10 protein-coding genes are annotated in these 10,524 nt (G+C 70.0%); 1 reads left to right on the top strand and 9 read right to left on the bottom strand.

Annotation, left to right across the window (positions count from 1 at the left end; all coding sequences use genetic code 11):
* The 6 genes from ACFU7Y_RS30835 to ACFU7Y_RS30860 form a co-directional block, all read right to left on the bottom strand.
* On the bottom strand, window positions 1-1,405 hold a 1,405-nt coding region (locus ACFU7Y_RS30835), incomplete at its 3' end, for a DEAD/DEAH box helicase (RefSeq protein ID WP_380770372.1).
* Window positions 1,406-1,775: 370 nt separating this feature from the next.
* Window positions 1,776-1,979 carry a cold-shock protein gene (locus tag ACFU7Y_RS30840; protein ID WP_045694210.1) on the bottom strand — a complete coding sequence of 68 codons (204 nt, stop codon included), beginning with the start codon at window positions 1,977-1,979 and terminating at the stop codon, window positions 1,776-1,778.
* Between the two features lie 1,069 nt (window positions 1,980-3,048).
* A complete protein-coding gene (locus ACFU7Y_RS30845; RefSeq protein WP_380770373.1) occupies window positions 3,049-3,966 on the bottom strand; it encodes an NADP-dependent oxidoreductase in 918 nt (305 codons plus the stop codon).
* A 641-nt stretch (window positions 3,967-4,607) separates the two neighbouring features.
* Window positions 4,608-4,943, bottom strand: a complete 336-nt coding sequence (locus ACFU7Y_RS30850; protein WP_380770374.1) for an ATP-binding protein — start codon at window positions 4,941-4,943, stop codon at window positions 4,608-4,610.
* Window positions 4,944-5,074: 131 nt separating this feature from the next.
* On the bottom strand, window positions 5,075-5,626 hold the full coding sequence (locus tag ACFU7Y_RS30855; RefSeq protein ID WP_224279631.1) for a hypothetical protein: 552 nt from the start codon (window positions 5,624-5,626) through the stop codon (window positions 5,075-5,077).
* A gap of 159 nt (window positions 5,627-5,785) precedes the next feature.
* Window positions 5,786-6,049: a hypothetical protein gene (locus tag ACFU7Y_RS30860; protein ID WP_380770375.1), complete on the bottom strand. Its 264-nt coding sequence runs from the start codon at window positions 6,047-6,049 to the stop codon at window positions 5,786-5,788.
* A gap of 654 nt (window positions 6,050-6,703) precedes the next feature.
* Between ACFU7Y_RS30860 and ACFU7Y_RS30865 the strand changes: the two genes are divergently transcribed.
* On the top strand, window positions 6,704-7,135 hold the full coding sequence (locus tag ACFU7Y_RS30865) for a helicase associated domain-containing protein (protein ID WP_380770376.1): 432 nt from the start codon (window positions 6,704-6,706) through the stop codon (window positions 7,133-7,135).
* 500 nt (window positions 7,136-7,635) lie between these two features.
* Here the strand turns inward: ACFU7Y_RS30865 and ACFU7Y_RS30870 are convergent, their stop codons facing one another.
* The 3 genes from ACFU7Y_RS30870 to ACFU7Y_RS30880 all read right to left on the bottom strand — a co-directional run bounded on the left by ACFU7Y_RS30870 (window position 7,636) and on the right by ACFU7Y_RS30880 (window position 10,116).
* Window positions 7,636-8,346, bottom strand: coding sequence for a serine hydrolase (locus ACFU7Y_RS30870; RefSeq protein WP_224279625.1), 711 nt, complete (start codon window positions 8,344-8,346; stop codon window positions 7,636-7,638).
* Between the two features lie 325 nt (window positions 8,347-8,671).
* Window positions 8,672-9,598 carry a hypothetical protein gene (locus ACFU7Y_RS30875; RefSeq protein WP_224279623.1) on the bottom strand — a complete coding sequence of 309 codons (927 nt, stop codon included), beginning with the start codon at window positions 9,596-9,598 and terminating at the stop codon, window positions 8,672-8,674.
* Complete coding sequence (locus tag ACFU7Y_RS30880) at window positions 9,595-10,116, bottom strand: SigE family RNA polymerase sigma factor (RefSeq protein ID WP_224279639.1); 522 nt, start codon at window positions 10,114-10,116, stop codon at window positions 9,595-9,597. The genes ACFU7Y_RS30875 and ACFU7Y_RS30880 overlap by 4 nt, the downstream gene beginning before the upstream one ends.
* Window positions 10,117-10,524 lie beyond the last annotated feature (408 nt).

A 10,524-nucleotide genomic window follows, 5' to 3' on the forward strand; every position in this document is an offset into this window, starting at 1 on the left:
GGCTGCGGCGCGGCCGCTCGACGACGGGGTCGGCGATCACGGCGGGAATGCCGGTGGGCACGCGGGCGCCGGTGATACGGGCCAGGTCCTCGCCGCCGGCGAGGACCCTGGTGATGACGGGGGTGATGGCGGCCGTGGTCATCATGCGGGCCATCGCGCGGCGCTGGTTGGGCAGCACCAGCGTGACGACGGTGCCGGACTCGCCGGCCCGGGCCGTGCGCCCGCCCCGGTGCAGGTAGTCCTTGTGGTCGCCCGGCGGGTCCAGGTTGACGACCAGGTCGAGCCCGTCGACGTGGATGCCCCGGGCGGCGACGTTGGTCGCGATCAGTGCGGTCACCTGGCCGGTGCGGAACTGCTCCAGGGTGCGGGTGCGCTCAGGCTGGGACTTGCCGCCGTGCAGGGCCGCGGCCTTCACCCCGTTCGCGAGCAGGTCCTCCACCAGGCGGTCCGCGCCGTGCTTGGTGTCGATGAACATGATCACCCTGCCGTCACGGGAAGCGATGTGGGCGATCGTGGCGTTCTTGTCGAAGTTCTGCACGTGCAGCACGTGGTGCTCCATGGTGCTGACCGCTCCCGCGGACGGGTCCACCGAGTGCGTGACCGGGTCCTTGAGGAAGCGCCGCACCAGGCGGTCGACGTTGCGGTCCAGGGTGGCGGAGAACAGCATGGTCTGGCCGCCTTCGGCGACCTGGTCGAGGAGCTCGGTGACCTGGGGCAGGAAGCCCATGTCGGCCATCTGGTCGGCCTCGTCGAGCACCGTGATGCCGACCCGGTCCAGCCGGCAGTCGCCGCGCTGGATCAGGTCCTTGAGCCGGCCCGGGGTGGCCACCACGACCTCCGCCCCGCGGTTCAGCATCCATGCCTGGCGGCTGATCGACGTCCCGCCCACCACGGTCGCCATCCGCAGGCGTACGGCGCGGGCGTAGGGGGTGAGTGCCTCGGTGACCTGCTGCGCGAGCTCGCGGGTGGGAACCAGCACCACGGCCAGCGGGTAACGCGGCTCGGCCCTCTGCCCAACGGTGCGAGCCAGCACGGCGAGGCCGAACGCGATGGTCTTGCCGGAGCCGGTCCGGCCCCGTCCGAGGACGTCACGGCCGGCCAACGAGTTCGGCAGCGTCGCGGCCTGGATCGGGAACGGCGCGGTGACACCCTGGCGGGTCAGCACCGACAGCAGCGCCTTCGGCATGTCCAGCTCGTCGAAGGACTCGACGGCCGGCAGTGCCGGGGTCGTGCTCACCGGCATCGCGAACTCGCCCTGCGCGGAGGGGCCCCGAGGGGCACTCCGGCCGGAGGAGCGTCGGCCTCCGGCAGGCCGGTCGCCGTAGAAGCGGCCGCCACTGGAGCGGGAGCCGGCCGCGGAGCGGAAGTCGGCGTTGTGGTACGAGGAGCGACTGGAGCGGGCCATGCGGGAAACCTTCCTTGGGGCGGCACGTCACGAGGAAGGCCCCGTGGCGCGGGGCACCGGGCGGAGACCGCAAGGGAACGGGCCGGAAGTGTGACGAGCGGAGCGTGGACGGTGGAACCGTGCGGCACGTCACCAACGGTCGGCGCTCACCGCGGAGGACGGGAGCGAAGAACCTCGAACCGCGAGCTGTCACGGCGGGGCGCCGATCCGGACGCGGCGCTGTGCGTCTCGCGTGGGGATGGCCGCCAGTGGCGGGGCCGGGGGCCTGAACGGCCGGGGGATGCGCCGTGGCGCGATGGCCGAGGGGCCCGCACCGGGCATGTGCGCGGTGCGGGCCCCTCGCTGCTAGGCGGGTGCCATGGCAGAAGAACTACAGCGGGCGAATGTTCTCGGCCTGCGGGCCCTTCTGGCCCTGCGTGACGTCGAACTCGACCTTCTGGCCCTCGAGCAGCTCACGGAAGCCGTTGGCGTTGATGTTCGAGTAGTGGGCGAAGACGTCGGGGCCGCCGCCCTCCTGCTCGATGAAGCCGAAGCCCTTCTCCGAGTTGAACCACTTCACAGTGCCATTAGCCATTAAAAATCTCCTTCAAGGGACTGTCCGAAGCACGCACGGTGCGGGCTTCGAGTCACCGCATGGAGCGCCCACCGGGAAAGAACCGGGGAACAAAAAATGCGCCTGCAACACATCAGCAGGCGCACACAAAGTTCATGGGAACCACTACTGCAACTAAGGCGACTGTAGCAGGCCGCCGCCGACTGCGGCGGGATTTTTCACCCCCGGTTCTGCGGGCGCCTTCCCACCGAATGGCCGTTCCGAGCCGGGAGGACCGTGAACACGCCTGGAGAGCAAGCCGCTTGAGCATCTGGCCGCACCCCGTCGGGGCCGACAACTCCCAGGGATTCCTGCGGCACGGAGCGCGGACAGCGCCCGCCCTAGGTGTTCTGACCCGCGAGGTCGGGGACGCTGCTGGCGGGTGGTTTGCCTGCGAGTGCGGTGTGTCCGCGATGGCGATTTGCGCGAAGCCGCTCGGATGTAGCTGCCCTGCTGCGCTCGCGGTCTCCAGACCCTCTGATCTGACGGCGACGGCACTGCCGGGCCCTCCGGCTGGACGGCAACACCGCAGAGCAGGATCGCGGCGAGGAGTCGGGCGGTCCGTGATCCAGGCGAGATCCTGCTGGACGTCGCGCTCGCCGTGGCCCTTGGCGGGGACTGCATGGCCTGTCGCGGTGCTGCGGTGTCAGCGGACGCGGCAGACTGGCTCTGGCGCGAGTTTCGTGAAAGCCGCCCGCAGGTCTCGACGGTTGGCGATCATGTCGGGTGTCTGTCACTGGTCTTCTGGCCGTCCTGTTCCCTCAGTTCGCGTTGCTGCAGGTGGACTTGGTTAGACCGGTCGGCGGGTCGGTGCGGGTGCATGCCCGAGGCCGGACACCCCGGGCAGAGTGCCCGGGCTGTGGTAGCTGGTCCGACCCGCGTGCACAGCGCCTATGAGCGGCGGATCAGACACGGCGGTCTCCGGGCGGGAGCTGGTGCTGCACCTGCGGGTTCGCCGGTTCTTCTGCGATACCGCCGAGTGCGTGAAGCGCGCCCGACATCACTACGCGGCTGATGCTGATCTACGAGGACGGGAGGGCCGCGCTGTCCCTCACGGGCGAACGCGGATGATGGTCTTCCCCTGGCGTCGCTCGGTCGGGTTAAGGGCGGCGACGGCATCGTCGAGGGCCGCGACGTTGCCGATGTTCGTGCGCAGTCGTCCGTCCCGCACCCGCTGGACGATCTCACCCAGTTGGACGCGATCGGACTCGACAACGAAGTCGATCGCCTGACCGTGGGCGGGCCGCGCCTCGGGCGGCCCAACGGCAGTTACCAGTGTTCCTCCGGCCCGGATCAGGTATGCGGATCGCTTCTGGATGTCGCCGCCGATGACATCGAAGACCAGGTCGACTTCGCCGACGTCTTCCAGGGTGTCGTTGTCGAGGTCGACGAACTCCATTGCGCCGAAGTCGAGTGCCTTCTGACGGTCAGCGGCACGTCCGGTGCCGATGACATAGGCACCGGCCTCTCGTGCGAGCTGCGTCACCATCGTCCCGACTGCGCCGGCCGCGCCGTGCGCGAGGACGCTCTGCCCCGCCTGGAGGTGGCCGTGCTGGAACAGTCCCTGCCACGCGGTGAGGCCTGAGATCGGAAGGCTAGCGCCCACGGTGAAGTCGACGTCGCCCGGCAACGGCGCGAGGTTGCGTGCCTCGACGGCCGCGTACTCGGCGAGGGTGCCGTCGCGATACCAGTCGGTGAGGCCGAACACGCGCTGGCCCACCGAGAGACCCGTCGTGCCGTAGCCGAGGGCGGTGACCACTCCGGCCAGTTCGTGTCCGGGGATCGACGGTGTTCGGTCGCGGTCGAGGCGATCGGTCCAGGTCGAGGGCCACGCCATCTCGGTCGGGACGAATCCCGACGCATGAACCTGAACGACGACATCGTTTATCGCCGGCTCGGGCTCGGGTCGCTCCGTCAGCGTCATCCCGGCCGTTCCTGCGGCCTGGTCCGTCACCACGATCGCCTTCATCTGGACACCTCTCTGTATCAGTCCTCGCCCGCACGGCGCCTACGGTTCACGAGTATTAGCGGTGCCAGACCTCGCCCTCTTACCCCCCTGATCGGCACAGGTGTGGAGCGAGGACATCGTTGTCAAGCGCCGCTTCGAACCGGCTCACCGCTTCCCCGGCACAGGCGCACCACTGCTGCATCTGCTCCGCCCGTCGCGGAAGAGTCGATGATCGCGTTGTTCCTGTCGGTTGGAGGTGGCAACTGTCATCCGGTTCCGGTCGATGCTGGTCAAGTCACGTGTGCACACTGGCATGGTCACTGCTCCTCGGCTTGATCGCACGGCGTTGGTACTCCAGCCGTAGATCGTGATCTCGGCACGAAATGGGCAGGCGGGGCGGGAACGACCGCGCCCGGGACAGATGCCAGTGATCACCAGTAGCCTGCCTGCGTAGCTGAGGTCTGGCACAGTGAATCGCTGAGGGACGTGGGGTACGAGCGCGTCTATGTCGAGCTCGATCGGTGCGACCAGGGGCCCGGCGGAACCCCGCTGACCGAGCAGGTCCTCGCATGGCTGATCACGTCGAACGGGCGGGCAACGGCCATCACGGTCGACGCGTACGGCCATGTCGAGGACGCCGACAGCGCAGAAGCCTGCAACGGTCAGCCGGCCTTCGCCGTTCCTCGGCCCGCGCCCGCGTTGAGGCGAGCCGGTAGGCGTCGCTGCCCGTCGCGATGATGGTGCCGTTGAAGGTCAAGCGGTCGACGATGGCCGCGTAGAGGCAAGGATCGGTGAACGTCTTCGTCCAGCCATCTGGGGTGAAGGTTGCTGCTGGCTGCCAGGCTGGGGCGCTCGTAGACGGCGTCGACCAGGCGGTAGAAGCCTTCGGCGGTGTCGGGCGAGGCGGGCAGGAGCCCGATGTCGTCAACGATGATCAAGTCGGTGCGGGTGATCCGGGTGATCGCCTTGGAGGCGGAACATCCCGTCGTGGTGGGCACTGGACACTCCAGAGACCGAGCTAACCTATCGCGGCATCAACGACGAGGTCGCCCTCATCCAACCGCTTCATGATCTCGCAGACGCTGCACGAGCCGCCCGAGCACGAGAGCGCCGTTGGGCGCGAGTGGTTTCAGGGGGATCTCCCGGGCCGGGCCGTGGTGGTGGGTGTTCCGAAGCCGGGCGCGACGACGTCGTCTGCGGGCTGAGCCGTTCCGCTGTGTCGGTCGGCGGTCCCGGCTGCGGGCGGGTTCGCGGCTCGGTCCGCGGAGGCCAGGATCTCGGGGGCGACGCGGGCCAGGAGTTCCGGGCGCATCAGGTCCTCCTCGGCCCGGCGCAGCTCGCACTCGTCCTTGGTGATGCCGGGCGAGCGGACCTCGTCCCGTGCGTCGGCCGCCGTCTGCCTGACCCGGGCGTCCAGGAGCAGGGCCTGCTGGTAGAACTCCTCGTACGCGGTCGCCGGATCGGCATCCACCGCCGCGAGGACCGCATGGGCGATGCTCTCCAGCCGGGCGGCGTGGCCCAGAAGCGCGGCCCGGGCGCCCTCCAGCGAGGGCGAGGGCTGCCGCTGGGCCGCCCGGCCGGCCTCGGCCAGGGCGGCGGTCTTGGCGCGGGCGACCTTCGACTTGCAGGAGCGGGAGCAGTACAGGGTGGGGCGGCCCCGTCCGGAATCGCTGACCGGCACCGGCTGACCGCACTCCGGTCGCGCGCACACCTGCGCCGGCGGCTTCGCGCCTCGCCCCATCGCTGCGCCGGCCCGGCCGGAACAATGTGCTGCGGCCCACCGGCGGTGGTGTGCTGGATCGGGCCTGGGCTCGGCCCGCGGGCACGCCCGGCCGCGTTGTCAGAGGTTCTGCAGGTAGGCGGTGTGGACGGTGAAGGCGGCCTGCTCGGGGGTGCCGTGGAGCATCGCCTCCTGAGTGTTGATGTCGCCGATGAAGTAGCCCTCGTACACCGCCACCCACCGGTCACCGATACCGGTCAGACCGCGCTCGGCCCAGCCGACCTGATGGCCCTCGCCGGTCACGAGGTATACGTCCGGGGTGACCGTCCAGCCGGCCAGCGCCCACCAGTCGCCGGGCCGCTGCGGGTCGAGGACGATGCGCACGTCGCTCGGGGGGCAGCCGGCGGTGCGCCGGGTCGCCCGGGACGGGGACCTCGGCGGGCCGCTGCGGTGCGGGCGAGACCGGGACAGGCCGGGGCTCGGTCCGCTGCTGGGCGAGGCGCAGGTCGACGAGCCCGCGCAGTTGCTCGCCGCCGGGCCGGGTTTCGCCCCAGGGAGCAACGGGCGCCTCGGCAGCAGGCCGAGCAGCTTGCGCCGTTTCTCCTCGGGGAGGAACAGGCGCCGCCAGGGCCTGCGGCTGGTCCAGGACAGAGCCGGCTGGCCAAAGGGTTTCGCCCCGGAGTGCGGCGGACGCAGGCCGGTCCTCGCAGGCGGGGTGCCAGCCACCGAAGCCTGGAGCGGCGCAGCCGCCGACGCCTGCCCACCCGCCACCCGGGAGGCACCGGAAGGGTCCGCCGTTTCACCCCGGGGCGAAACAGGAGGCGCCGGGGCGGCCTCTTCCGCAGCGGCGGCTTGAGTGGGGTGAGCAGCAAGCATCTGCTCCGCGAGCTCCCGGTGGCGCACGGCCAGGCCGTGCGCGGCGTGGAGGAGGCTGTTCATCGCCTCGCGGGTGCTGATCGGTGAGACGCAGCTGTGGCGTGAGGGGATCGGGCATGCGCGGCGGTGGTTCGAGGAGACTGGCGGCCTTGATGTGTGGAGATGCTGGACGCGCTCGGGATGATCTGGTCTGTCTCGGATACGCGGTTCGAGGCCGGGTTGGACTGGGCGCGGGTCTGGGCGAAGGGGCACGGCGGCAGCCTCGCGGCGCCGGTCGGCGGGTACGCGATCGGGACGTGGCTCTCGGAACTGCGGGCCGCGGCGCAGATGCCGGCCGGGGAGCAGGGTGCGCTGTCGCCGGAGCGGCGCCGGGCACTGGAGGAGATCGACCCGTGGTGGTGCCCGGTCTGGCTGGTCACCTGGCAGCGCGCGTACGCCACCGCCCGGCTGTGGTGGCTGGCCTGCGACGGCCTGGTCGACTGGGCCGTGCTGCCGCAGGACACGGTGTTCGAGGGTGAGCAGCTCGGCCGCTGGGTGCGGGCGCAGCGGGCCGCGGCTGGCCGGGCCTGGAGGAGGACCAGCGGGACCTGCTGACGGCGATCGGTATCGAGGAGGACCGGGAGCTCGTCGCGGCGAAGGCGGCCGCCGAGGCGAAGTCGAAGATGTCGCGTGCCGACCGGTGCACCCTCGGTATCGCCGCGCTCGGCCAGTTCGTCGAGCGGGAGGGCCGCGGGACGAAGGTCAAGCGCCGGCACACTGAAGAGCTGGAGCTGGTGACAGTCGGGACCGGCGGCGAGGAGACGGTGGGGGACGGTCTCCGTCTCGCTCGGCACCTTCCCCGACAACACGAAGGCGAGGTGGGCCAAGCTGAGCGCGGGTCAGCTCGCGCAGCTCGCCGAGCACGGCGTCGACTGGGCGTAGGGCGGGGCTGGTGCTGGTAGGCGGCGGCGTTTGGGCGCGGGGCTGTCACTCGATGGGTGGCGGCTTCGATGCCCGGGTACCGCATCTGATGCCCAGGCGTGATCGAAATGTGCGAAGCAGTCCGCTGTCTTCCGGAGACAGGCCTGGGTGGGGGTGTGGTCGGTCGAGGGTTTTCACGGCGTGCGCACCAGTGCCTCGACCGCGGTCGCCGCGGCCTGCTCGATGAGTGCGATGCCGGCCTCCCGCGTGGGCTGACCGTCGGTGAGTACGACGACGAGCAGCGTGTGTCCCGCGCGTTCGACGATGCCCACGCTGTTGACGACCCATAGCTGAGGTATCCCGCCCGGGAGCCAGCCGTTCTTGAGTACGGGCAGGTCGCCGGGCGATCCCGCTGCGCCGACGCCCCAGTTCTGTCCGTCGGTGATGGCGCTCATGAGGGCCCGCACGTACGACCGGGATGCGGCGTTCAAGGGGGAGTCCTGCGTGAACACGGCCTTCAGGAGGGAGATTTGGTCACGGGCCGTGGTCCGGGTCAGTCCCCAGGCTCCCCTTTGGCCGGCGTGTGCCGGGGTGAGTCCGAGTCGGGCGTTGGCCGCGTCCAGACCTTGGCGTCTGCCTATGTCGGTCCAGAGTTTCTGCGCCGCGTCGTTGTCGCTGAGGCGGATCATGTCGGAGGCCAGCTGTCGCTGAGCGGAGCTGAGTTGGCCTCCGCGGTCCTGCGTCTGCAGCAGCAGGGCGGCCAGAATGTCGACTTTGATGATGCTCGCGGAGGTGAAGGTCTCGGTGGACGAACCGTAGGCGGCCGAGCGGTTCGAGGTGAGGTCCTCGACGGCGAGAGCGTACCGGCCGTGGTGCGCCCCGAGCCCGTCGAGCGCGAGGCGCACGGCCTGCTCCGGCGTTGTCGTAGCCGCGGCGGCAAGTTCTTGCTCGGAAAGCGTGCCTGGCGCTGACGGGGTTGACGTCGGCAGTGGGGCAGGAGGGGTGCCCTCGGCCGGTCCCGAGGTCGGGATCAGGACGTGGGCCACCATGGCGGCGCCCACGAGCACGGGTATGACGAAGGCTGTCCGGTGCTTCATACGGGCACTCGCTTTCCGATGTCCGGGCACGCGGACATCGCCTATGGACCTGTAAGGGCGTGTAGGGGTTTCCGGACGCGCCGCCGTGCGTGCTGGGTCCGGTGTCATCTGCCTCAGCGGCGGCTGGTGCGGCTCACCCGCCGCAAGATCTGGCGATCTTCGCGTTCTCGTCGATCTCGATCGGGAAGTCGTGGTGGCCGCCGAGGTTCACGGTCCATCCGTGGGTGAGAGTTCCGGACGAGGGGTTGTCGGCGAGCCAGAAAGGGGGGGTGGTGAGGGAGCAGGTGCCGGCGGTCGGGCCCTGGCCCCGGTCGGATCGAAGGTATTCGGTCACGAACTGTTTCCCGAGCCTCGCCATTGCCGTGGAGTCGCCGGACTTGGTGGCCGCCACCAGCCCGCCGTAAAAGCCGGAAACCGTGGGGTCGCCCCCCTTGCTGTCTCCGGCGACCGCTGTGCAGGTCAGGTCGGTCACCTTCCCCGTGGCCCCGTCGAAGTCCAGGGAAGGGGCCCGGTCGAGCCGTTCAGTCCCCTGGTACAGCAAGACCTCACCCGACGCCAGCACGCCGTCGACCAAGGCACCGCAGGTCACACCGCGGGAGTCGGCTCCCCAGATCCGTTGGTACGTGGACTCGTTGGCGAACAATGCTGCCACCTGTGCCGGATCCACCTCAGAGCGGGTGGCCGGATTCTGGTAGCGCAGGGCGGAGAGGAACAGGGTGTTCGTCGTCCGGGCCGGGTCGGCCGGGGAGGCCGGTGTCGAAGCCGATGCCGAAGCCGTGGGCGAGGACGGCTCGATGGGCGGGGGTGAAGGAGGCATATCGGCACTCGACGCGGTCGATGCCTGTACGGGCACCGAGGCACGGTCATGATCCGCTTGAGACACGAAGCCAGCGCCCAGGGCCACGATCACCACGGCCGCCGCCGCACCTGTCTGCAGGCGCCGGCGGCGCTGCCGTACCGACCCGATGAGGTCATCGACGTCGTAGCTGCGCGGCGGTTCCCGCCGTGAACGGTCGCGCATGGCCGCGGCCAGCTCCTCCTCCAGGTCGTAGTCCTTCATGCCGCCCCTCCCGAACGTGTGTGCAGTGCCTGTGCATCGACGGTCGACCGGAGTTTCGACAGGCCCCGGGCCACCTGGGATCGGACCGAGCTGGCCGAGATGTTCATCAAGTGGCCGATCTCCGCGTCGTCGAGATCTTCGAAGTACCGCAGCACCAGTACGGTGCGCATGCCGATCGGCAGGGACTGCAGCTCGCGCATCAACTCGTCGCGGACCACGAGACCTTTGTACGGATCGACGTACCCGTCCCCGATACCCTCATCCAGGGGTACTTCCGCACGTCCACGTAGTTTGCGCCAGCGGTCGTTGGCGAGGTTCACCAGGATCCGGCGTGCATAGGCCTCCGGTGCGTCGGCAGAGCGAATCCGGCGCCAGTGCCGACAGACCTGCTCCAGCGTGGACTGCACCAGATCGTCGGCCACATGACGCTCGCCGGTGAGCAGCAGTGCGGTCCTGAAGAGGGCCGACGACCGTGCATGCACGAATGCCGTGAAGGCAGGGACGTCAGCGGTTCGCATGGTCACCCGGCTCGCGACTCTTGAGCATCTTCGCCTCTCCCGAAGCCCCCTTGGCTCCCCCGCTCAACCTGACGGAGCCCGACTCGCGACTGCTGCACGCGATCTCTGGTCGTGACGCAAGCGTTATCTCGGGTGCGGGGCCTCGGTGACCCAGTCGGCGATCCGGCCGATCGGCTCGCCGGGGGTGGCCGAGCTGGTGAACGCCACGATGGTGTCGTTGACGGCCATGGCGTGCGATGAGGGGCTGACGTCCGCTCCGGGTCCGCGTCACCCCAGCCGGCATCGAACAGGATCGCGGCGACGACCGGTCTGGCCACGCGGACTTCCCTCCGGGTGGTTGGTGCGGACGCCGCGGGCGACCACGCGACGTGGCTTCCGCACCGAGGAGACGCCGGAAGGGCCGTCACC

It is taken from the genome of Kitasatospora sp. NPDC057542, assembly GCF_042801945.1.
Taxonomy (GTDB): Bacteria; Actinomycetota; Actinomycetes; order Streptomycetales; family Streptomycetaceae; genus Kitasatospora.

What these genes read in the sequence shown, in the direction of transcription:
- ACFU7Y_RS30880 (WP_224279639.1), bottom strand. Translation starts at nt 10,116, where the DNA reads ATGCGAACCGCTGACGTCCCTGCCTTCACGGCATTCGTGCATGCACGG.
- ACFU7Y_RS30840 (WP_045694210.1), bottom strand. Translation starts at nt 1,979, where the DNA reads ATGGCTAATGGCACTGTGAAGTGGTTCAACTCGGAGAAGGGCTTCGGC.
- ACFU7Y_RS30865 (WP_380770376.1), top strand. Translation starts at nt 6,704, where the DNA reads ATGCTGGACGCGCTCGGGATGATCTGGTCTGTCTCGGATACGCGGTTC.
- ACFU7Y_RS30845 (WP_380770373.1), bottom strand. Translation starts at nt 3,966, where the DNA reads ATGAAGGCGATCGTGGTGACGGACCAGGCCGCAGGAACGGCCGGGATG.
- ACFU7Y_RS30875 (WP_224279623.1), bottom strand. Translation starts at nt 9,598, where the DNA reads ATGAAGGACTACGACCTGGAGGAGGAGCTGGCCGCGGCCATGCGCGAC.